Origin of the sequence: Marinilabilia sp., assembly GCF_016278715.1 — a bacterium.
Lineage (GTDB): Bacteria > Bacteroidota > Bacteroidia > Bacteroidales > Marinilabiliaceae > Marinilabilia.
On record NZ_JADQBH010000026.1, the window covers coordinates 1 to 24,142 of the forward strand.

The window sequence follows — 24,142 nt, forward strand, 5'->3', positions numbered from 1 at the left end:
ATAAATACAGGATTTCATTAAATCCGTTTCATTTTAGTCGGACAGTAGTGATATTTTATAGATAATTAAGGGTTAAAAAGACTGTCTGAACAAAAGTTCATTTAAATTTGCACCTCTGTTCACGGGAATCACTCCTGATGCCAAAAAACTTATCAGGAATCTGGTCACTCAAATTGTACCTTGTATTTTTTTAGGACATGAAGTATGTTTTTAAGCCCAAACTAATTAGTTTGTTGCAGCATAGGCTAATTGATAGGACTACCCTGACCAAGGATGTTCTTGCAGGGTTGGTGGTAGGAATTGTTGCGCTTCCATTGGCCATTGCCTTTGCCGTGGCATCCGGTGTCTCGCCTGAGAAAGGTCTTATTACAGCTGTCATTGCCGGTTTTATCATTTCTCTTTTGGGAGGAAGCCGGGTGCAGATTGGTGGGCCTACGGGGGCCTTTGTGATTATTGTCTTCACCATTGTCGAAACCCATGGTTTGGAGGGATTGATAATCTCCACCATCATGGCAGGACTGTTTCTCATTGCATTCGGTTTATTGAAGCTGGGCACATTGCTGAAGTTTATTCCTCATCCGCTGGTGGTAGGTTTTACCAGTGGTATTGCACTGGTCATCTTCTCCATTCAGGTAAAAGATGTTTTAGGAATAACCTCTTCTGAAGTGCCGTCGGGATTTCTTGAAAAATGGACTTTTTATTTTCACCAGATTCCAAATGCCAATTTCAGTGCACTTTGGATAACACTTTTTACGATTTTTATTACTGTCGGATTTAGAAAAATAACAACAAAAATTCCCGGTTCATTTATAGCGATTGTAATTATATCTGCATTTATAGCTTTTGCTGATATCGAAGTGGCCACCATCGGCTCTGTTTTCGGAGAGATTCCGGCTAAGTTTCATTTCGAATTACCGGGAATCAGTTGGGAAAAAATCTACATGTATATCGGTCCGGCACTGACTATTGCGCTGCTTGGGGGGATAGAGTCCTTATTGTCGGCTGTAGTTTCTGATGGAATGATTGGGAGTAATCACCGGTCAAATACCGAACTTATCAGTCAGGGAATTGCCAATGTGGTTACTCCGTTTTTTGGTGGCATCCCGGCAACAGGAGCCATTGCACGTACCGCAACTAACGTAAAAAACGGAGGTCGCACTCCTGTTGCTGGAATCGTTCATTCCATTACCTTGTTGCTGATAATGTTGTTTTTTGGTAAGTATGCTGCTTTAATTCCGTTGTCTTGTCTTGCCGGTATTCTGATGGTTGTTGCTTACAATATGAGTGAATGGAAATCGTTTGTTTCAATCCTCAAAGGGTCTGTTTTCGATATTATTGTGTTGCTGGCGACTTTCTTTCTGACTGTTCTGGTTGACCTTACGGTGGCCATAGAAGTGGGCATTGTATTGGCATCGCTTTTGTTTATGAAACGAATGGCTGATGTTGCCAAATATTCGGATAATGAAGTAGATGTGGATGTGATTGAGAATTATTCTCATATCCCCGGGGAGGTGGGCATTTTCGAGATAAGCGGCCCTTTCTTTTTTGGTTCTGCCAAAGAGTATGGGGAGTGGTTGAAATCTTCGGGACAAAAATACGAGGTCCTTATTATTCGGATGCGCCATGTTCCTTTTGTTGACTCCACCGGGGTGCATAATCTGAAAGAGGCCATTAGAAATATTCAGCGAGGGGGTACACCGGTAATGTTGTCGGGCATAAAACCCAATGTGGGTAAAGAGCTTGTTAAAGGGGGTGTGATTGACCTAATTGGAAAAGATGGTGTCTATGCAAACTTTAGTGAGGCTTTGGAAGAAGCCGTTTGGAAAATAAAAATTCAAAAAGAACTAACAAATTCCTAATGAATTTCCTGGAAAGGAGCCTTAGGTGTTACATACTAACTAGAAAATTATTTTTTAAGGTTGACCCACGGACTTTTGCAAAGCGTAAAAATCATCCATAAATCCCTGATTAAAGAAACGTGTGTTAAGTTCAAGCAGCCTGAAGCCCTGACCCGATAATTTGAAGACATCCGGGAAAAACTCCACAATACTTTTCTTGGCTTCCGCATGAATTAAATCCTCGTATTCAAAAGTGGGTAGTTTGCCAATTAATTGCTTCATTCGTTTTACCTCTTCATCTTTTTTGCAGGCAGGATAATTGAAATCCTTTTCAACCACCGACTCGGTACAGCTGATACTGTTTTCTGCATAAAGTAAAATACGGTCAGCCAGTCCGGAGCCAAAATCCCGTTCAGGGAAAAGACTTTCAATTTTTCGGTAAACCGACTGGATAAAATGATTCTTAAAAGAGGAATTTAATTCATTCTGCTCCTTGAATCCTTCCAGAATTTTTCTGATTTGTTTTTCGCTTTCAGAAGTTCCCATATTCATTTTTTTAGCAAAACAGATAATCGTCCGAAATTGTTCTTGCCTGTGCTTTAATTGTTGTTTTGAAATAGTTGATGACACAAATTCAAGAGGATGGTGAAAGAAAGGTCCCCCAAATCCTTACAGGAGGACTTAAAGAAAAGTGTCGCCACTTCCGTGACTATTCAATATTAGCAGGTAATAGTTCATGTTTTCACTTGGTGTCCGGGTAAAAGATTTGGATTTCATCACCGCTGGCATAGCGAATCAATCCTTTTCAAAGATTAGTTTCTCCCAACAAAGTGATTTAAAGTAGTATTTTTGTTAAAATCCAAAATATTGTTGAATTGGATTTTAAGTCAATTAAACAAGTATATCTTTTTTGTACCAAAACAAGAATATTGTAAAAAGGAGTCCATGCTATGAACCATCCGATATATCTCGATTACAACGCCACAACACCCGTTGACCAGGAAGTAGTCGATGAAATGAGTCCTTACATTACCCGGTTTTTCGGTAATCCATCCAGCGCAAATGACGAGGGCCGAAAAGCAAAAAACGCCATCATCAAAGCTCGTCGGCAGGTAGCGGCGCTAACCAATGCCGGTGAAGATGAAATCGTGTTTACCAGTGGCGGAACAGAATCCAACAATCATGCTATACGTGGAATTGCTTCTGCAAACCGCCATAAAGGAAATCACATTATTACCTCGGCCATTGAACATCCGTCGGTAACCAATGTTTGTAATTATCTGGAATCAATAGGTTTCGAGATTTCTTGGATTCCGGTGGACTCAAATGGGAGGGTAGTTGCATCAGATGTGGAGAGGGCCATCCGTCCCCAAACCATTCTGATTACCATTATGCATGCCAATAACGAAGTGGGCACCGTTCAGCCCATCGCTGAGATAGGGGCAATTGCTAAGAAACACCAAATCGTTTTCCATACGGATGCAGCGCAAAGCCTTGGTAAAATTGAAACCGATGTTAATAAACTGAACGTCGATTTATTGTCTGTTGCAGGCCATAAGCTGTATGCACCCAAAGGGGTAGGGGCGTTATACATTAAGTCGGGAATAAAAATTGACAATATCCTGTTTGGTGCAGGACAGGAGAAGGGGTTGAGACCGGGAACCGAAAATGTTCCTTACATCGTAGCGCTTGGGAAAGCCTGTGAGATTGCCAAACGGGATTTTGAGGTAAATGCCGGGAATATGTTTTCAGCAAAAGAGCGTTTATTCAACGGCTTGATAGCAAAGCTTGGTGATAGGGTTTATTTAAACGGAAATGCTTTGGGAACACTACCCAACACTTTGAGTGTGGCCTTCCTGGGCGTGGAAGCACACACCCTGGTTTCGGCTGTCGAGAAAGATGTGCTGATATCCACAGGGTCGGCCTGTCATGCCGATTCTATAGAAATATCACCCGTTTTAAAAGCAATGAAGACAACCCCGGAAATTGGGACGGGTACGGTACGAATTTCCACAGGGAAGAATACTTCCTTTGAAGAGGTTGACCGGGCATTGGAAGTATTAACGAAGATCATTACTAAGTTTTAACCAACTAATATTTTTCAATCATGCAGAAAATCTTAATTATTTTTAATCGCGAACCTTATGATAATACAGATGTAACCTGGAATGGACTTCGCCTGGCCGGAACTCTCCAAAAGAAGGGGCACGAAGTTCGTATCTTTTTAATGAACGATGCGGTGGATATGGCACGTGATGTTTGCAAACCACCTGAGGGATACGATCAGGATTTGTCTCAAATGCTCAAAGACCTGATTAAAGAAGGTGTGCCGGTTGAAGTATGCGGAACATGCATGGCCCGTTGTGGTATCTTTAAAAATCATCCTTACTTCGATGGAGCCAACAGTTCCACCATGGGATTTCTGGCCGACTGGCTGGCCGACAGTGATAAGGTTCTAACATTTTAATGATGATAATACTCAAACGGCAAAAAAATGAACCCGAAATAAACCGAAACCGCTGAATGTTGTTAATTTATTATGATGAAAAATCATAGTAAAAAAACATATTAGTCGGAGCCGGATGTCTGTATTACATTCAGGCATCCGGCTTTTTTGTTTTTATCAAAGCGTTTCGTTACTGGTTTATAATCTTTTAAAACCGAAAGTATGCAATCACCCGTTAGGAGAATATCTACCTCAACTGTACTGGAGCAGTAAAATAATCCCCAGACTATTTCGACCATTACTTGTAATAATAGATCGTAAGATTTTTAGATATTAGATGAAAGATGCCTCGTACACTCTTGATATACTGAATTTTAATAAACAAGAACCTTTGAGTGCAAACCATTGGTTTGCAGTGTATTGCTAAAGTTTAACGGAGTATTATTGTAATGAATATGATTATTAAGAATTATTGTTTTTGTCCCTCTAATCAGATGAAATCCTCAAAAGAAAAATATTATGAGTTTGATTATTAGTTTACTATACGGCTCGGTTCGCCGAAATCGTCAGGGAATTAAAGCAGCTAAATATCTTGGAAAAAAACTGAAAGAAAGGAATATAGATGTTCGTTTCATCGATCCGCTGGAATTCAAACTACCTTTTCTTGACAAGATGTATAAAGAATTTCCGAATGGAACTGCTCCCAAGGACATGGAAACCATTGCCAATCACTTCAGGGAATCGGATGCTTTTCTCGTGGTTACAGGAGAGTACAACCACAGCCTTCCACCTGCACTGAAGAATCTACTTGACCATTACCAGAGCGAATACCTTTTTAAACCATCGGCCATTGCTTCCTATTCGGCCGGTTCTTTTGGTGGTGTACGGGCGGCTGTACATCTAAGAGTTATTCTCGCTGAACTGGGAACACCCACCATCTCTTCGATGCAGCCATTTCCGGCAATTCAGGATTTGTTCGACGATGATTTGGTTCCCCAAAATAGTCAAATCGAAAAATCGGTGGACAAATTTTTGGATGAATTGATCTGGTATGCTGAAGCATTAGCAGAAAAACGAAAAAATGGCGGAACCCCGTTTTAATTGTTATTTTTGTATTCATTGGATCGGGTTTCAGTGTAGCGACGATCGGTTTGATAATTATGGGTTTTTCAGAAGTCACGTTTACTACCGCGTATGTTAAGGACTGGTTTTACTTATAGAACCAGCATTCGGGCTTTTCATTGCCTGAAAATTTTTTCCTTTTGTTTGCAAGAGAGTTTATTAAAATCATCAGCTTATTTCATACCCATTACCAAGGGTGTGGTTCAGGTATTTAAATGAAATGAAAACCCTTTATGGAAATAAAAAGATGCTTAGAAGTTCCTAATTACCGGTTTCCTTCTTAGCTTGCTGTAGTTTTCCTAAAAAATAAAAGCAACTATAATGTGCTAAAATCCGTTAAACAATAAGTAATTGAAAAAGAGAAGCTTTTGGTGTTTATGATTTCCAAGGCCAGACTCAAACTCTTTAAAGTTTTCGATATTCCACTAAGGAAATCTCAAACAAAATCCATTTTTAAAAGGAGATAATAATATATTTATGCTTCACGATCTTATCATTAATGCAGCACTCTTAGTGGTCTTTTCGGTGTTTTACGGAGCACTGATTCAGTTTCGTTTGCTATTAAGAAAATGGATAAATCCTGCAATGGGATTTTTGTTTGGATTGATAGCGGTGGTTGGTATGAATATTCCGTTGCAGTATTCCGATGGGATTATTTTTGATGGACGATCCATTATACTCTCTCTTGCAGGCTTGTTTGGTGGAGGATTAGCTGGAGGAATAGCTGCATTAATTGCAACTCTTTTTCGGATTTGGATGGGAGGTGCCGGGACAATGGCTGGTGTGGCATCAATTTTTTTCAGTGTATTAGTGGGAATTTTGGTTCATCGACAAATACAGCAAAGGAGAGGAATACCTTCCTTAAAACAACTCTTGATAACCGCATTTGCAGCCCATGTTTTAATGTTAATGAGTCAGCTTCTTCTTCCCTGGCCGCTCTCGTTTGAAGTGATTAAGGAAATCGGACCATTGGTAATAACTTTCTTTCCGGCAGTCACAATTGTTGTTGGTCTGTTAATGCTGTCCACAGAGAAAAGACTGTTGGCTGAGGCAGAGGTGCGTGAAAGCGAATCTTTGTACAGGACCACCCTTTATAGTATTGGAGATGCTGTCATATTGACTGATAGGCAGGGCCGGATAAATAAAATGAATCCGGTGGCATGTCAACTTACAGGATGGAGTGAAGAAGATGCAAAAGGAGAACTGCTTGAGGATGTTTTTGTCATTGTGAGAGAATCCTCACGTGAAAAAGTTGATAGTCCTGTGAAAAAGGTAATGCAAACCGGGACAATAGTAGGTTTGGCTAATCATACTCTGCTTATTTCAAAAGACGGACGTGAAATTCCAATAGCCGACAGTGGAGCACCAGTAATTGATGATGCGGGAATGGTTACCGGCGTGGTAATGGTTTTTCAGGATCAAACAATGGAGCGCCGACAACAAAGAAAAATTAAAAAGAGCCAGGCTCAATATCGAAATATGATTGAAGCTACCGAGGCGGTTGCCTGGGAGTATGATATTCAGAAAGATCGATGGGTGTATATTGCTCCACAGGCAGTTCGTCAGTTTGGTTGGAGTCCTGAGGAATGGACAAATATGGAGTTTTGGAGAACCAATATTCATCCCGATGACCGGGAGTGGGCAACCCGATATTTTAATTCCAATACTCAAAATAAGAAAAATCATACACTTGAATATCGGTTCCGAAAAAAGAACGGGGAATACCTGTGGCTTCGTGATGTAGTGAGCGTTCATGGTGAAGCGGATCAACCTACTCTTCTTCGTGGTTTTATGTTCGATATTGACCATCGTAAGCGTACCGAATTGGATCTTCAGGATAGCGAGCAACAGTTTAGGAAGTTGTTTGAGAATCATACTGCCGTAAAGCTTCTTCTTGACCCTGAAACCGGGAGTATTGTTAATGCCAATAAAGCGGCATCTGAGTTTTATGGTTGGTCCAGAGAAGAATTAATGCAAATGAACCTCAGTCAAATCAATACGCTTTCCCCTGAACGAATTAAAGAGGAAATGCGACAAGCAAAAAATAATTCAAGGGCCCATTTCCAGTTTAAACATCGGGTGGCCAATGGTTCGGTGCATGATGTGGAAGTGTTTGCAAGTTGCGTTGAGCTGAAGGGTAAGGATTATTTGCACAGTATTGTGCATGATGTGACTGAAAAGAAAAAGGCTGAAGAGAGTCTGAGACTCCTCAGTAAATCATTAGAGCAGAGTCCGGTTGCAATCATTATTACCGATTCTGACGGACACATTAATTATGTAAATCCGGAGTTTACCAAACTGATAGGCTACTCGCTGAATGAGGTGAAAGGGCGGCTTCCCAATATTTTTAATCCTGCCTTGAATACCAGTACTGAAACTTTTGATGAGATTTGGAACTGTTTACATGCAAATAAAGATTGGAAAGGAGAGTATTTAAATACCCGGAAAACCGGGGAATCCTTCTGGGAGAATAATATTATTTCTCCTTTGATTGATACTAACGGAAAGGTAAGCAATTATATTATCATCAAAGAGGATATTAGCCTTCAGAAACAACTTATTAGCGATTTGAAAGTGGCCCGTAACCTTGCGGAGGAAAGTGAACAGCTGAAAACGGCTTTCTTGGCTAATATGAGCCATGAGATCCGGACGCCGCTCAATGGGATATTGGGCTTTACCGAGTTGCTTACCAGTGGTATTGAATTACCTCCCGAACAAAGAGAGGAATATGGAACCATTATTTATAAAAGCGCAGAAGGATTATTGCAGATAATTAATGATGTATTGGATATTTCTCGACTTGAATCAGGGCATATAAGCATTGAAAATAAGCCATTTATTATCAATGAGGCTCTATTGGCGTTATTTGCGTTGTATGCAAAAAAAATTGAAGATAAAGGGAAAGGTAATATAAATCTGAGTCTTGAGATGCCTGATGAAAAAATTGAGGTTACCGCCGACGAGAACCGGTTCCGTCAGATTATGATTAACCTTCTTGATAATGCTGTTAAGTTTACTGATGCCGGCCAGATAAGTTTTGGAATTTCGAAAATAAACAATACCCATATTGAATTTCTGGTTTCCGATACAGGTCTGGGTATAAGTCCGGAGAAACAGAAGGTTATTTTTGACCGGTTCAGGCAGGCAGATAATAGTATTGCCAGTCGGTTTGGTGGGACGGGCCTGGGATTGGCTATCGTTAAAAAACTCACAGAAATCATGGGCGATGGTATTTTACTCGAGTCGGAGCCCGATAAAGGAAGTACTTTTAAATTCCATTTGCCGGGTCGAATTTTTGAAGGTTAACAGGCTTCTAGCTTGATAGGTGGTCAATCCTTTTTCTGTAATGTAATTAACCCCTTCGGCTCACATCGCCCCCAAAGAAACGGGGCATTGCTTGTGAAACGAGGCAATTTAAAATTGACTTATTAATTTTCCCGGACAATAATGAATTATTTTGTTGTTTTCCTATAATCTCAAAGCATCAAGACTGTTCTATTTTCCCAAAATGTTGTTTCTTTGCAAAAACATGGAAAAAGAACTTTGATTTTTTTATGATCGAAAAACTTATTTATCTCGAATCTGTTGATTTGGTGGAGTTCATGGGAGTGAAAAACACCAAACTGGATTTGATTAAAGCAAATTTCCCAAAACTGAAAATTGTTGCTCGCGGTAACTGGCTGAAAGCTATGGGTGATGCTGAGGAAGTGGCGGATTTTGAGGAAAAAATCAATCAGTTGCTGGAGCATTATGAGCGTTACAATGTATTGAAAGAAGATACCATTACCGACATAATGAAGGGGCGGACAGTGGTGCTGCAGGAGAGTGCCGATGACATCATTCTTTTTGGTGTAAATGGTAGGCCCATCAAGGCACGTACCGAAAATCAGCGCAAACTGGTGGATGCTTATGCAAACAACGATTTAATGTTTGCAGTGGGTCCGGCAGGGTCTGGTAAAACCTATACCGCCATTGCACTGGCAGTAAAAGCCTTAAAAAGCAGGGTGGTGCGCAGGATTATTCTGAGTCGTCCGGCTGTTGAAGCAGGTGAAAAGCTGGGTTTTTTGCCCGGCGATATGAAGGAGAAGATAGACCCCTATCTGCAACCCCTCTATGATGCGCTTCAGGACATGATTCCGGCAGTGAAACTGAAGGAATACATGGAAAACGGAACCATCCAGATTGCTCCGCTGGCCTATATGAGAGGGCGGACGCTGAACAATGCTTTTGTGATTCTTGATGAAGCCCAGAATACTACCACCAATCAGTTGAAAATGTTTCTGACACGAATGGGAACAAGTGCAAAGTTTGTGGTTACCGGAGATACAACTCAAATTGACCTACCCAATCCTTTGACATCAGGCCTGGTGCAGGCGATGCGCATTCTGAAAGGCATTAAAGGTATTGAACGGGTCAAATTCACTGTGAAAGACATCGTTCGGCACCGTCTGGTTCAGGATATTGTGGAAGCTTACGATAAAGAATAACTCTATATTTACAGACCTATGCAAAACGCTATTGTTGAAACGAATTTTAAGTTTCCCCGTCAAAAAGACGTTTACAAAGGGAAAGTACGTGATGTGTACAACATCGATGACGAATATCTGGTAATGGTGGTTTCCGATCGCATCTCCGCTTTTGATGTGGTGTTGCCCGAAGGAGTTCCTTTCAAAGGGCAGGTGCTGAATCAGATTGCTGCCAGGTTTTTGGATGCCACCGCCGACATTGTTCCCAACTGGAAAGCAGCTACTCCTGATCCCATGGTCACTGTGGGCCATTTTTGTGAGCCTTTTAAAGTTGAGATGGTTATTCGCGGGTATCTGACCGGTCATGCCTGGCGGGAATACAAATCGGGAAAACGTGATTTGTGTGGAAACCCGATGCCAGAGGGAATGGTTGAAAATCAGAAGTTTGAACAACCACTGATTACACCTACCACAAAAGCGGATGTGGGGCACGATGAGGACATTTCTCGAGATGAAATTCTGAAACAAGGTCTGGTAAGTGAAGCCGATTACGTGTTGTTGGAGAAATATACCCGTGAACTGTTTCAGCGCGGAACAGAGATGGCTGCTGAAAAAGGACTTATCCTGGTGGATACCAAGTATGAGTTTGGTAAGAAAGAGGGCAAAATTTATCTGATTGATGAGATTCATACGCCCGATTCTTCCCGGTATTTCTATGCTGATGGCTACGAAGAACGTTTGCAGAATGGAGAGCCGCAGCGTCAGCTTTCCAAAGAGTTTGTGCGCCAGTGGCTGATTGAGAATGGCTTCCAGGGCAAAGAGGGACAAAAGGTTCCCGATATGGATGAAAGCTACATTAAGGAAGTTTCGGAACGCTACATTGAGTTGTTCGAGAAAATTACCGGTGAAAATTTCCAAAAAGCCACGGCAGAGGATGTTGCAGGTCGCATCGAGGAGAATGTGACGGCTTACCTGAATGAACTGCTGAAGTAAAGAATGATAAACTTACGCAAAGACACCGTAGATGCCTTACAGAAGGATTATGGTGTCTTTGTTATTTAATAAGAAAGTATTGAAACTTTTTTCCATTAAACCTTTGTCCCTGGCAGGGAAGCTACTGCCGGGCATGTTGCCTTTGTTGATTTTTGTGGGTGTGGAACTTGTGTGGGGAACCACCGTTGGTTTAGTTGCTGCCCTGACTCTTGGACTCATTCAATTTGTCTGGTTTTGGTTCCGTGAACGACGGTTGGATAAATTTATTTTGGCCGACATCGCATTTTTGATGGTATTGGGTGGTTTGGCCATTGTTTTCGATAATGCACTGTTGTTTAAGCTGAAACCGGTATTTATTGGGGCTGCTTTATTGTTGCTTGTTGGTTATTCTGCCTTCTCTAATATCAGGTTGGTGATGCTGATGATGCAACGTTATATTAAAGGATTGGTGGCCGGTCCCTTTGAGTCATGGCTAATGCAGGATATGCTTAAGGTGTTTTTCTGGTTACTTCTTGCTCATACGCTGCTGATATTGGGGGCAGCACTCTGGATGCCTCATGCATGGTGGGCTGCCATCAGTGGTCCCGGTTTTTATGTTCTGGTAGGAGGGCTGGTGCTGTTTTCCTGGTTGCTTAACAAAAAGCGAAAAGCCATTTGGAGCAAAGAAGAGTGGCTTCCGCTGGTAGATGAGGAAGGAAAGTTGTTGGGGCATGCTCCCAGAAGTATTGTGCACAGCGGAAAAACCCGGTGGTTACATCCAGTGGTACACCTTCAGGTGGTTACGCCCGATGGTTTGTGGCTCCAGAAACGCCCTCTGCACAAAACCGTACAACCGGGCAAGTGGGATACTGCTGTTGGCGGACATGTTTCGAGAGAGGAGACCATCGAAACTGCGCTTTTACGCGAAGCAACAGAAGAAATAGGTGTTGATCCTAAAAGTGCTGCCTCACTGGGGCGTTACATTTGGCGAAGTGATGTAGAAAATGAATTGGTATTTGTCTTCGCACTTAGGCACGATGGCGAAATTCATCCGCATCCCGAAGAATTGGACGGAGGAAAGAATTGGTCATTTTCAGAGCTTGAGGAAGCCAAAGGAAAGGAGTTGCTCACCCCTAATTTTGAAGAGGAATTCCGCAGATATGGGGATGTATTGAAAAAGATTCAGGAGAGGGGTTGAATCATATAGATTGTTGTTTGCCGCGCTGTAAAACAATCAATCTTTTAAAGCCCATATCCGTTTAATCTAAGTCCGATAATCTGGCATTATTCTTAATTTATTCTTTTGAAAATATTATAGTAAGCTTAGGATGGAGGTCTTCTTTGGGAAAATTGGATGAGCAAAATATTGCTGAATTAGTTGTTTCTGTATTGATACTAAATCCCATCAAACCATAATTCTGGATGCTCCCATTATACCATGATTGAACAAAACTTGTTAGGTCAACCAAATGGTAAGTATTCTTTACCGGCCAATCTGTTAAAACTCTGGTTTCGGGTAATGTGTTTGGTTTTTTATCAAAACCAATATTTGCATTCCACGGTTCACTGATACATTCATAGACTAATTGCCCTTGTTTATCACCATTGTATTCAGCACAAACCAATTGCATTTTAGCTTCTGTTATTTTTATTCCTTTGGGTAATTCCGATAAGTCCCATTGCATTAAAAACCTTTCATCACAGTTATGGTAATCGGCGTCTTCAGTTACTTTATCCTCTTTAAATTTTCCCTGATAATATATTTTTCCTTCCCCATTTGGATTAGCAGTATTAGGCTTGCAGCTGCATATATATAACTCTTTACTTATGGTTGTTATGACTAAGGTGTCATTCAAACTTTTTTGTTTAGGCTCATCATCAGGCTTGTTTTTTACATTAAATGCTGTCAGGCTCAGCATAAATAACATTGTAAATAGGAATAAATTAGTTTTCATTTTTTTATTTTATATCATAATTTCAGACTGGGCTTATTTTGGATATTTATCCTTATGTGTTTCATCAGTTATTCTCCTTCTCTTCCCAGAATTTTTGTTCTTCCAGTTTATCAATTCGTTGGTTTAGATACTTTATCATTCTTGTCTTATGTTGAATGGTTGCGGTATCCTTTTCGAGAAGATCCACGGTTTCTTTGTAGCTTCTGATGGCAAGATCTTTGTCTTTAGCATAATGGTCGAGGATCATCAACCGATCCATCCGGATGGCAAGGTTCTTAGGATCATGTTTCAGTAGAATGTCGTAAAGCTCCAGGGTCTTACCCCATTTTCCAGCTCTTTTGTAGGTCTCCGCCAGCTCCGTGTTTATCATATCCTTAATAATTTGCGGAGTAGTGATGATTTCCATTGCTGTGTGAAAATGTTTTTCACTTTGTTCGGTCATCCCGATATTGCGTGTGCAAATTCCCAGATTATAATAGACCAGATAGTCATTAGGATTCAGGAAAGCCGCCTGTTTCAATGGCTTTTCTGCTTCCAGGTATTCTCCGTTTTTCCGGTAGCTCATACCCAGAAATTTGGTGGTGATGAATGAGGAATCGCCCTTTTGGTATAATTCATTAAAAATTTCGATGGATTTTTCGTATTCGTTGAGAAGGAAAAAAGTCTGGCCATACAAACGGCGTAACGGTTTAGAATCGTGGATTTCAGCATTGTAATACTTATCGAAAAAGGAGAGGGCCTCATCTGGTTCATCCAAATCCAGAAGTAATTGCCCTGCTTTGAAGATGGTGACACTTTTGGGAGAAACCTCCGCGCTTTTTGTGTAATAAATCAGGGCACTGTCGGCCTTCAGAGTTGTCTTGAGAATGTCCCCCATCTGATTCAGAAAAAAGGTGTTGGTGGTATCCTTGTTTATCAGGTGGCTGAAAATAAGCAATGATTCCGGGAGGTTACCCTCTTTTTTCATTGTCAGAGCTTTTCGCGGCAGGTAAACAGCACTGTCGATTCCCTGTTCCAGCAAAAGGTTGATAAATTCCAGGGCTTTGGTGTTTTCGGAGGTACTGTAATAGATTTCTTCCAGTTCTTTTACCAGTTCGATGGAGGAGGAATCGCGGGCGTAAGCTTTTTCCAGTGTGTCAATTGCACTGTCTATTCGGTATTCTTTCATTAATCTGCGGGCAGTAGCAATCCGCTTTGCAACGGTATCGGGAGAAAGCGTATGGACGGTTTCCTCTTGCCGGAGAGAGTCGGGAGTGACGATTTTTGTGCTGTCCGATTTAGGAGCGATAATTTTTGTACTGTCGTCCTCAGCGAAGTTAATTGCAAAAAGAGGGGTTGCCAGAAATAAAAGGAGAATGACTAAGAAAACTGGTTTCATAATTATGATTTTTTGGGTTAGAAAAATTCCCCGGGCTTTTTTAGAGAATCAGGCCCGGGGAATGTTTAAGAATTAAAATGCTTATTTCGGTGATGGGACGTTTCCCGAAGATAACTGAAAATTTATGGGAACGGTGAAATTAACGTTTACAACTTCGCCTTTCAGTTTCCCAGGAGTCCAGTCGGGTAAACTGGAGACTACCCTAATAGCTTCTTCATCCAGTATGGAGTGACCTGAACTACGTACTATTTCCGGGTTAGTCACTTTACCATTGACGTTAATAATGAATTTCACAAAAGCACGTCCTTCCAGCTGGTTCTGAACGGCTTTATCTGGATAATTTGTATTGTTAACAAGGAACTTAACTAATTCCTTATCTCCACCCGGGAACTCAGGCATTTCTTCCACCATATCGTAAACTTCAGTTCCTGAACCTGATTTAAGCACTTCTCCTGATTCAGCAACAACGGCGTTCTCTTCTGTCTGATTGCAAGCCATAAAACCGATAAAAAAGGTTAGTAAGGCAATGGTAGCAAAAAGGGTAGTTCGCTTCTGGGTATTATTATTTTTGGTCATCATAATAAATCGTTTTTTAATGAATGATTTGTGAAAACTGTTTACCAATTCCAGGCGGGCACCCGTGCGTTGGTAAAGCAGCAACTTTTTGTAGTTGACAAGTGAAACACCTTGTTGTATTACCTCTCTGTCGGCCTGAAACTCATGTGTTTCTTCTAAATACCGGCGCAGGAGCCATACAAAAGGGTTGAACCACTGAAAAATAAGAACTGATTCAAGCAAAATTATATCGGCAGAATGCCATTTGGACGAATGGGAAATCTCATGGGCAATGATTTGATTGATTTCCTCTTCGGTATAGTCGTTCTGTCCGATAAAAACCAGGTTGAAAAATGAAAAAGGACTGAAATTGCCGGGCAGAAATGCCACTTTGAAACGACCATGTCGGGCAAACATTGTCGTTTGTGACCAGTACCCAAGTTTTATCAATCCGTGAATTAATCTAATTAGAAAAAGTATGACCCCGAAACCATAAATTATCCGGGCGGTTTGCCACTCATAGGCAGGTGATGTAAAAAGTGATTTTACATTGCCCGAGACAATGGTTACCGGAGTCAGCAGAACTGCAAAGTCATCGTTACTGCCACTGGTGCTGAACAAGTTCAGCGGTGAAAAGGGCAGGAGTAAAGCAAGGGTTAACCCACTCAGAAGAAAGATGCGGTTAAAAGTAAACGTTGTCTTCCTTTTAAGAAATAACTGATAAATGAGAATCGTTCCGGCAATTAACACCGAAGATTCGTACAGCCAGTTTACATAATTAATCATTGTTCCTTGCTTTTTTTGTTCTCCAATTCCTTCCGTACATCAGCCATGAGCTCATCAAACTCTTTTAAATCCATTTTGTCGTTTTTTGCAAAAAAGGAGACAAGGTCTTTGAATGAATCTTCAAAGTAATTGCTGATAAAGCGTTTCATGAATTTTCTGGTGTAATCCTGTTTGGAAATAATCGGAAAGTAAATGTGTCCTTTTCCCTCGGCTACATGGTCCACAAAACCTTTCTTCTCCAAAATGCGCACAAGAGTTGATACGGTATTGTAAGCCGGTGCCGGACCGGGTAGTTGTTCGATGATCTGCTTCACCGTGGCATTGCCCATTAACCACAGGGGGTGCATCACTTGTTCTTCTGCTTTGGTCAGTTCCTTCATCCTTTAATCAACTATAAGTTTAGTTCAAATCTATAACTAAAAACTTAGTTGAACAAGAGTAATCGTGTTAAAAAACATTAAAAGACTGGTTGTAAGAGCTTTATCGGTTCCAGATATCCCATGCGGCTTCAGCCTGGAAATGCAGCATTTCAAGACCATTTTTTACAGTGGCCCCTTTTTCTCTGCATTTCTGCATGAAAAGGGTGGTTTCCGGATTGTAAATGAGGTCGAAAGCCAGGTGTTGCGAAGTAATGCCATTGTACGGAAGTGGAGGACACTCATTGGTATTTGGGGACATCCCCGATGGAGTTGTGTTCACAATAGCTGTATAGTCTCTCAGAATTTCTTCGTTGAGTGATTCATAGGACACATGGGAGGGATGTTTGGGAGTTCGGGAAACAAACCGGTACAATAAACCCAGTTCTTTGAGGGCATAGGCAACTGCTTTGGAGGCTCCTCCGGTTCCCAGAATCAATGCCTTTTTATGGTGCGCCTGAAGAAGTGGCTCGATGGATTTTGAAAACCCGGTAATATCGCTGTTGTAACCAATGAGATATGGTTTCTTATCGTTCCAGGTAAATTTTATGACATTAACAGCACCTGCCTCTTTGGCCACAGAATCAACTTCATGCAGATACTCCATCACTTGTTGTTTATAAGGAATGGTGACGTTGAGTCCTGCCAGATACGGATGCTTTTCAAGCAAATTGGGGAATTCCTCAATACTTTCGATGGGAAAATTGAGGTATCGGGCTTCAATGTTCTCGTTTTGGAATTTTTGAGTGAAATACCTTTGAGAAAAAGAATGCTCCAAAGGATAACCTATTAGTCCGAAGGTTTTCATATTCGTTAGGTTTTTTATTATGCAATAATAATATGTAAAGACGCTTCATTGCGAGTGCCTAACCCAAATATAATTGGGGCATAATATGTTTATGACCGCGTATTGAGTCCCGTAATTTACTTTATGACTGTAATTTTAACCTTATCCTCAGTCGTATTTAAAAAATCATCAACGGCGACAAAAGTTAATTCAAAATTTCCTTCATGATTTGGCAATCCTGATAACTTCATAATCTCACCATCAAACTCCAACCAATCATATTCATTCTGATTAATGCGAAGGGTCAACTGTTTATCATCAATGTCTTTAAAATAATCCAAAGGAAGCGATATTTCGAATTTTTCTCCAACCTGAACAATTGTGTCAGGAAGCGGATGGTAAACAAATGGCTTAAATACTTTTGAAGTATTTACCCAATATAAATCTGATTCGGTTAATCCTTTTTCTCCAATTTGCAAGCGGGTAAAAAACAATAATGTGTTGTCAATACTAACAAATGGTCTTCTGTCCCAGTCTTTTGAATTGATTGTTGAATCAATTATCTGAGGTTCAAGCCAGTTGTTATTAATATCATGATAGCTTATATATAAATCCATCCATGTTTCATTATTAGTATATCTGCAAAAAATCAAGTATTCTTCTTCTGGTGAAATAAAAACACTTTCTTCGTCATTTTGTGGCAAACTCAGTTCAGCAACTAACTCCGCACTTTGGTACTGATTATCATCCAACCTTGAAAAAAATAAATCAGCAAAGTCACAATTTTCTTTTCCCTCACAATTTCTATTTGAAGAAAAATATATTGTCCCATCGTTGGTTATGGATGCATTAGCTTCCCTGCTTATCGAACATATCGGAGCTTGTATTATTCTAGGAGAACTCCAATTACTATTGGTCTTTTCAATTATCCAAATATCGGTATTTCCGTTGTTCTTATCAGGTTTACTTTGTGCAAACAGCAAAGATTTTCCATTGGGAGAAAAATATGGGAGATAGACGCATTTATTTTTTAATGGTTCAAAAACCATCGGTACGGTCCAATTATCATTAATCTTCTTTGAATAATATATTTCACCACTAAAGTCATCCTGGTTTAGGATTCCAAAGGCAAATTCTCGCGAATCCGGAGAAAATGAAATCCCATGTTCCAATCTGCCTTTGATTGAAACTACGTCAGGAGCAAAAATTACAGGAATAGAATCAGGATAAGTTTGACCAAAATAATCAGGCAATTCTGTGGATTGGCTGCAACTACTCAGCCCGAAAATGAAAATAAGTGGAATAAATATTTTAATCATAATATTTCAATTGCGCAGTGACTGTTTTCTGGTGCTCAATCCTTCTAAGAGGGAATTCTTAATCCTACCTTCCTGAAAAATACTTGAAAAGAGCGTGTTAATCTGATGAACTGCCCTTTTCCTTGTGGTGTACACAATTATGCAGGCAAAACCCTTAAACTTTTATATGCCTTATGTGGTTTAATCACTACAAGCCAACAGCCACGATCTAAGAGCTAAGAGCCAAAAGCTAAGAACTAGCCGAACCCTCTCTTTGTGTTTTATCTGCCCATATTTCAGTAGCGGCAATGCTTAGAATGCCTAATATAATAAAAACCAGTGCCAGAGCAAACTCAGAATTTACTTCCGGAAGATGCCATTTGTAGGCAATAACTTTCACTTTTTCACCAAATTCTTGGGTAATTTCAGTTTTCCAGGGCCAGAGCAAACCCAATGAACCCAAAATAAATCCGGACAGTAGCGCAATGGTGGAATCGGGAAACCGGCTCAACAACCACGACAAAAACCGGCTAAATATGATGAGTCCGGCAACGGCTCCAATACCTACGGGCAATAGAATGGAGAGGTCGAAATTATTGACAGCATCAATCATTACCAATTGATAATTGCCCATCAGTACCAGGACAAAAGAGCCGCTGAGCCCCGGCAGTATCATACTGCATATAGCTACCACACCACAAAGGAACAGGTAAAAAAAGGAGCGGTCTTCTCCGGCAGGAGTAAGAATCGATATTGCGATGGCAATGCCTGCGCCTATTATAAAAGAAGTGATGGCGGCTATATGCCATTTTTTAACGGTGCGGGCCACAAACCAGACTGATGCCATGACCAGCCCAAAGAAAAATGACCAAACATAAACCGGGTGGTTAAGAAACAGATATTCAAGAAGGCGGGCCAGCGAAATGATAGCTGTAAAAATTCCGGTAAAAAGATAGAGTACAAAAAAGAAATCGGTATGGGCGGAAAATTCTTTGAATCTTCCTTTGAGAAGCAATTTTAAGGCGGTTGCATCGAACGACTTGATGGCATCAATCAATCGGGCAAAAATACCTGTAATAAGTGCAATGGTTCCTCCCGATACTCCGGGAATAACGTTGGCTGCGCCCATGGCAACACCTTTCAAAAATGGAAAAACAACTTTGCTACGCATCGAAAAGTTTTATTTGTTCTGCTCAATAAAATCAGCTATTTCCGGATTCTCCTGGCAGATTGGCTGTATCCCGGGAAAAGCTTCCATTAATTCTTCGATATATCCAGGTGCAAAATTAACCGCTTCAGTCAGAAGCTTTATTGCCTCCCCAAAATCTTCGGTGATGAGAATGTGATACGCCCCCAAAATGTAATGGAAGGAGGCAGTTTCCATAAATTTGGAGCTATATTCGTCCACAAATAATTCGATATTATAATTGGGCTTGAGTGCTTTGCTGAGTTTAAATAAGGCAATCACATGTCTTAAATCACGTCGGTTACTCAGAATGGCTTTTACGAAAAACTTCTTCGATAAATCCCATTCCTCATTCAGCACATACGATTGCGCTTTGATGTGATAAAACATTCCCAATTCCGAATCCTCCATCATCTCTTTTTCTTTCATGGCCAGGTTTATGACCCTGCGGCAACTTTCGGGTTCCTGTTGTTCCATAAAGAATCTGGCGTAACTTTCCCAGGTATCAATATCCATTGGGTCGATGCGGGTAGCCAGTTCAAAGAAATTATCCGCCATAGTGGAGTTCCCAAGCTGATTCCAGCAATCAGCAATGTAATGAAGACACCGGGATTGAAATATGTCTAAGGAAATACATTCCAGATAACTATCCAGTGCTTCCGGATATTTGTTCTGCTGTGCAAGACTGTTTCCTTTGTTGAAAAAAGCCTGCGAATGCTCGGGATTGATGGCCAGACAAAAGTCAAACGCTTCGTTGGCGCTTTCCAGATCGCCCATTTTTACAAGCGTTATGCCCGAATTGTACCAGGCGTTGTCCGACCATGGATTGACATCCAGAACCTGTTGATAGGTGTTGTATGCTTTTAGGTCTTCCTCAACTTTGTCGTACGCATACGCCAGTTCAAAAAGGAGATTTTCATTGGTTGTAAAGTGGGCTTTGCGTTTTTCCAGAATGTCAATAACCGCGTGATATTCATGAAATTGATTTAGGTAAAGAATGACATCCAGCAATACTTCAACATCATTGCCGAATGCATATTTAAAACCTTCTTCAAAGATGGCAATGGCTTTTTTGTTGTGGTCGTCACGAAGATAAACATAACCCAGGTTTAAATAAACCTCGGAGTTGTATTTTTCTATTTCCAAAAGATTTTCAAGTAGCGAAGTTGCTTGGCTGAGTCTTCCTTTTTCGATGAAGATGATGGCTTGTTTTACACGCAGCACAGTAGCTTCCGGATGTTGTCGGAGCCCTATTTCTATAATACGTTCAGCCTTATTGAATTGGAGCTTATCTACGTAAAAATCAAAAATATTCTCAATGCTGTGGACATCAAAAAAAAATTCCTGTCCTCTGTATTCCATTTTTTCAAACCGCTCAACAGCTTCCCTTACTTCATTAAAATGGGCAGACCATGAATCATACATACACACTTATTTTTAATGGTGCAAAAGTACGCAATCTTTGTGTAATGCCAATACGTTAGAATAAATTAAGGTTATGGCGGATTTATGTTAATTGTTACTACTAAACAGAGAATCCTGAGTTTGCGATTGTTTGTTTGCTGTATCGCAGTGAATCAGTGAGTTAAAAGAGGAGGGGCCGGTTTTCGGTGTTGCCAAAAATCGACCCCTCTCATTCTTAAATCCTTTCATTATTCAACCTACTCAGGCTCAACAATAAAATTGTACATTATTTCGGTTGATGAGCTGTTCGCAATAAGTCATTTACGGTTTTCACCGGATTAAAGGTCTCCACGGGCACCTCCACAAAAATGGTAAGCCAGTTGGCCATAGCCCCGTTCCACAATCCCGGCCGCTCAAGTGCTTTGATGGTTTTTCCACTGATAGATTTTTCGGAGATAAATCCCGTCTCCTGGTCGATGTATTCCAGAAGGTTAAATTTCTTTCCTTCGTAGTTGCGTGTAATGCAAACCAAATCGACGGGGTTGAAATGCGTACTGGCTTCGAAAATTTTCTTTTGTTCCGGCACGTTCAGATCAAGCTGCGAGCTTTCGACAATTTGCAGGGTTTCCTGTCCATCAGTGTTGCGCACCCAAAATGGTCCTCCGCCGGGTTCACCTTCATTTTTCACCATTCCGCAAACTCTGATGGGGCGATTCAGAAAGTGCAGTAAATAAGCACCCTGCTCACCCAGAGAACCATCTGCTAAATTTCCAGGAAGGTCGGTATGCAACTTGTCTTTCAGAAATTTACGGATGGAGGATATTAGGCTAATGGAAAGTCCATCTTCAAGTTTTTGAATAAAATCAAACACCTGGTTGCGAATGTCCAGTGCCAGTCCGCCCAATGCTTCCTTGTAATCCGAAACCAGTTGAAGTTTGCTGTCGGGAACTACATTATCAATATTTTTAATAAAAATGATTCCTGCATCACAATCATTCAGATTCTCAATGAGCGACCCGTGACCACCGGGACGAAATACCAGCTTTCCGTTTTCGTCACGAAACGGTTCATTGTCGGGCAATACGGCAACGGTGTCTGTATGTGCCTTTTGGAAGCTGTAAGATACATCGAAGTTTACCCCGGTTTTTTGTTGAATAGAACTGAGATTATCAGCCAGTTCCTTTTTAAACAAATCCAGATGCTCGGGGCTTACCGTAAAATGAATGTTGGCGGTTTTATTTTTTGTTTGAGCATATTTTGCTGCCTCGGCCAGATGTTCCACCATCGGGGTTCGGCTTTCTTCCGGATACCGATGGAATTGTATAAGACCTTTGGGCAGAAATTTATAGTTTAGCCCATCTGGGTTTAAAACTTTCGAGATGATTTCCACTGCCAGTGATTCACGCTCTTCCGGGGCTTCAATATTATTGTCAGGAAAGAATTTTTTCAGTGCTTTAAAAAAAGCAAATTGCGGCAGGTTGTCTATGAATTCCTTCACAGGATGTTTGTCATCCAGGCTTTTGAGGTCTTCAGGGTTTTCCACAAACTGAAACAATGCTTTAAACATCCGTGTGGCAGCTCCGGAGGCGGGGACAAATTTGAGAGGCTCCAACTCGTTACTGATTTCGTTTTGGTATAAATCCTTAAATGAATGAATGGATTCTTTCGAAAGAGGAACTATCCCATCGGTCAAGGTGGCGGGTCTTTCAGCTTTTAGAGCCGGAAAACCTTCTTTAAATCTTTTTACCTGCTCTTCCAGTGCTTTAGTGGAAATTCCTTTTTCTTTCAGTTGCTTCAAATCGGTTTCTTGAATCATATCTTTCTTTTTGTTTTTCTGAAAATAACGAATTTTCCGGTTTATTTCAAAATAAAATCTACAGGATATCATCTGCAAAGCCCGGGCATTTATTATTAAGTGTCCATTGAAAAGCGCAAATCTGTTTTTGCTAGACTATTGTGAAACGAGCACATATTTTTTAATGAATTTTCAAGCAGCTTTGATCTACCTGCATGAACAATGAATATAGATTGATGTTTTAAGACAATGAAACTTTGATTGGAGCCCAGCCAGATTCCCGGGAAAAGAGATTTTCTCAATTAAAGAAATAATGCAGGAATTGTTGATAAATAATTTTTCAGGTAACGGTTTACCTGATTGATTAGAAACAAATTAACTTGTCCTTTAATTGTCTGTAAATCAGAATTATAACAAATTGAATATTTGACTAAAAAAGACTAAAACCGTAAATATTTGAAAGTCAAATAATAAGGATATTAGGGGTGGAAATATAATTTTTACATTCGCCACGTTTTTTTTATGTAATGAATGAGCCCGAAGATTAGAAGAAGAAACACATTCTAACAAAATGAGGTCGGATTCAGGCTCGGAATTACTTTTCACTTGAGTTTTTAATTGTAAACAGAGCATTTGAATATCAACATTTAATTTATGAAGCAATTACTGTTAAGTTTAGTCGGCTTAGTCTTGTCATTAACTCCTGTTATGGCCGAAGGCTATCAGGTAAATTCGCAAGGACAAAAGCAAACAGGAATGGGACATACCGGAACTGCCCTTTTACTGGGGCCATCCTCCATTCATTTTAATCCGGGCGCATTATCATTTCTGGAAGGGAAGTTTATGTTTTCCGGAGGAGTAAGTGGTGTGATTTCGCAAAATACGTTTGTGAAAGAGCAGCCGTCGCTTTACAGTGCAGAAAGTGACAACCCCATGGGAACACCATTCTCTATTTATGGCGCCATGCGTTTGAACGAAAAGCTGGTAATAGGTATCGGAGCCAATTCACCTTATGGAAACAGCCTGGTTTGGGGCGATGACTGGGACGGACGATATCTAATTCAGGATCTTTCGCTTCAGGCAATTTTTGTTCAGCCGACTGTATCGTATGCTATTACTCCCAAAATTAGCGTAGGCGGTGGTCCTGTGGCTGTTTTTGGTGCTGTGAAGCTTAATAAGGCGCTTCCGCTACAGTCGGAAAGCGGAGACGGGCAGGTGACTCTTGAGGGAAGCACCGTGGCTTATGGTTACAATTTGGGATTGTTTGTAAAACTGACCTCTGATTTATCCTTTGGAGTGAACTACCGCTCCGAAGTAAATGTGGAGATGGAAGATGGAGATGCTACTTTTTCGGTTCCGGAAAGTATGCGGGGTAATTTTCCCGAGGGAAACACTTTTTCCGCTGAATTACCCATGCCGTCGAATTTAACGTTTGGTCTTGGGTGGCAAGCTACCGATAAACTTCTGCTTGCAGTTGACCTGCAAAGTGTGGGTTGGTCGGCCTATAAGGAACTGAATTTCGATTTTGAAGAAAATACAGCAGCTTTACAGGATTCTGAAAACCCGAGAAACTACGAAAACACAATGATTTACCGCTTGGGAGCTGAATATCAGGCACTGGAAAGTTTGAAGGTGCGGGCTGGTGTTTATTATGATGAAACGCCCATTCCTGCTGATTACCTGACACCGGAAACACCAGGAACCAACAAAACGGGTATCTCAACAGGCTTATCCTATG

At 40.8% G+C, this 24,142-nt stretch carries 19 protein-coding genes; 9 read left to right on the forward strand and 10 right to left on the reverse strand.

The window, feature by feature from the left end:
* The first annotated feature begins 233 nt into the window (after positions 1–233).
* Positions 234–1,859, forward strand: a complete 1,626-nt coding sequence (locus tag QZZ43_RS01655) for a SulP family inorganic anion transporter (RefSeq protein ID WP_291855516.1) — start codon at positions 234–236, stop codon at positions 1,857–1,859.
* A 54-nt stretch (positions 1,860–1,913) separates the two neighbouring features.
* On the opposite strand, the gene QZZ43_RS01660 is transcribed toward QZZ43_RS01655, so the two are convergent.
* Positions 1,914–2,384 carry a hypothetical protein gene (locus tag QZZ43_RS01660; RefSeq protein ID WP_291855519.1) on the reverse strand — a complete coding sequence of 157 codons (471 nt, stop codon included), beginning with the start codon at positions 2,382–2,384 and terminating at the stop codon, positions 1,914–1,916.
* A gap of 404 nt (positions 2,385–2,788) precedes the next feature.
* On the opposite strand from QZZ43_RS01660, the gene QZZ43_RS01665 reads away from it, so the two are divergent.
* From QZZ43_RS01665 to QZZ43_RS01695, 7 genes are all read left to right on the forward strand, one after another.
* Positions 2,789–3,925 carry a cysteine desulfurase family protein gene (locus QZZ43_RS01665; RefSeq protein WP_291855523.1) on the forward strand — a complete coding sequence of 379 codons (1,137 nt, stop codon included), beginning with the start codon at positions 2,789–2,791 and terminating at the stop codon, positions 3,923–3,925.
* 20 nt (positions 3,926–3,945) lie between these two features.
* Complete coding sequence (locus tag QZZ43_RS01670) at positions 3,946–4,305, forward strand: DsrE/DsrF/TusD sulfur relay family protein (protein WP_291855527.1); 360 nt, start codon at positions 3,946–3,948, stop codon at positions 4,303–4,305.
* A gap of 498 nt (positions 4,306–4,803) precedes the next feature.
* Positions 4,804–5,385: an NADPH-dependent FMN reductase gene (locus tag QZZ43_RS01675; protein WP_291855531.1), complete on the forward strand. Its 582-nt coding sequence runs from the start codon at positions 4,804–4,806 to the stop codon at positions 5,383–5,385.
* A 498-nt stretch (positions 5,386–5,883) separates the two neighbouring features.
* On the forward strand, positions 5,884–8,712 hold the full coding sequence (locus QZZ43_RS01680; RefSeq protein WP_291855533.1) for a PAS domain S-box protein: 2,829 nt from the start codon (positions 5,884–5,886) through the stop codon (positions 8,710–8,712).
* Between the two features lie 248 nt (positions 8,713–8,960).
* Complete coding sequence (locus QZZ43_RS01685; RefSeq protein WP_291855536.1) at positions 8,961–9,893, forward strand: PhoH family protein; 933 nt, start codon at positions 8,961–8,963, stop codon at positions 9,891–9,893.
* Positions 9,894–9,911: 18 nt separating this feature from the next.
* Positions 9,912–10,865, forward strand: coding sequence for a phosphoribosylaminoimidazolesuccinocarboxamide synthase (locus QZZ43_RS01690; RefSeq protein ID WP_291855539.1), 954 nt, complete (start codon positions 9,912–9,914; stop codon positions 10,863–10,865).
* 31 nt (positions 10,866–10,896) lie between these two features.
* The gene (locus tag QZZ43_RS01695; protein ID WP_291855542.1) at positions 10,897–12,042 is read left to right on the forward strand and encodes an NUDIX domain-containing protein; all 1,146 of its coding nucleotides are present in this window, start codon (positions 10,897–10,899) and stop codon (positions 12,040–12,042) included.
* Positions 12,043–12,139: 97 nt separating this feature from the next.
* On the opposite strand, the gene QZZ43_RS01700 is transcribed toward QZZ43_RS01695, so the two are convergent.
* The 9 genes from QZZ43_RS01700 to QZZ43_RS01740 form a co-directional block, all read right to left on the reverse strand.
* Entirely contained in the window at positions 12,140–12,799 is a 660-nt protein-coding gene (locus QZZ43_RS01700; RefSeq protein ID WP_291855545.1) for a DNRLRE domain-containing protein, read from the reverse strand.
* Positions 12,800–12,863: 64 nt separating this feature from the next.
* Positions 12,864–14,177 (reverse strand): hypothetical protein, encoded by a 1,314-nt coding sequence (locus QZZ43_RS01705; protein WP_291855549.1) that lies wholly within the window; start codon positions 14,175–14,177, stop codon positions 12,864–12,866.
* A gap of 81 nt (positions 14,178–14,258) precedes the next feature.
* Positions 14,259–15,518, reverse strand: coding sequence for a M56 family metallopeptidase (locus QZZ43_RS01710; RefSeq protein ID WP_291855551.1), 1,260 nt, complete (start codon positions 15,516–15,518; stop codon positions 14,259–14,261).
* Positions 15,515–15,898, reverse strand: coding sequence for a BlaI/MecI/CopY family transcriptional regulator (locus QZZ43_RS01715; protein ID WP_291855554.1), 384 nt, complete (start codon positions 15,896–15,898; stop codon positions 15,515–15,517). Before QZZ43_RS01715 ends, QZZ43_RS01710 begins: the two co-directional genes overlap by 4 nt.
* 100 nt (positions 15,899–15,998) lie before the next feature.
* On the reverse strand, positions 15,999–16,742 hold the full coding sequence (locus QZZ43_RS01720) for a shikimate dehydrogenase (protein WP_291855557.1): 744 nt from the start codon (positions 16,740–16,742) through the stop codon (positions 15,999–16,001).
* A gap of 116 nt (positions 16,743–16,858) precedes the next feature.
* The gene (locus QZZ43_RS01725) at positions 16,859–18,040 is read right to left on the reverse strand and encodes a hypothetical protein (RefSeq protein ID WP_291855560.1); all 1,182 of its coding nucleotides are present in this window, start codon (positions 18,038–18,040) and stop codon (positions 16,859–16,861) included.
* Positions 18,041–18,269: 229 nt separating this feature from the next.
* Complete coding sequence (locus tag QZZ43_RS01730; RefSeq protein ID WP_291855563.1) at positions 18,270–19,190, reverse strand: DUF368 domain-containing protein; 921 nt, start codon at positions 19,188–19,190, stop codon at positions 18,270–18,272.
* A 9-nt stretch (positions 19,191–19,199) separates the two neighbouring features.
* Positions 19,200–20,630 carry a tetratricopeptide repeat protein gene (locus tag QZZ43_RS01735; protein WP_291855565.1) on the reverse strand — a complete coding sequence of 477 codons (1,431 nt, stop codon included), beginning with the start codon at positions 20,628–20,630 and terminating at the stop codon, positions 19,200–19,202.
* Positions 20,631–20,895: 265 nt separating this feature from the next.
* Entirely contained in the window at positions 20,896–22,425 is a 1,530-nt protein-coding gene (locus QZZ43_RS01740) for a DUF4301 family protein (protein ID WP_291855568.1), read from the reverse strand.
* A 633-nt stretch (positions 22,426–23,058) separates the two neighbouring features.
* On the opposite strand from QZZ43_RS01740, the gene QZZ43_RS01745 reads away from it, so the two are divergent.
* The coding region (locus tag QZZ43_RS01745; protein ID WP_291855571.1) for an OmpP1/FadL family transporter at positions 23,059–24,142 on the forward strand (1,084 nt) is incomplete at its 3' end.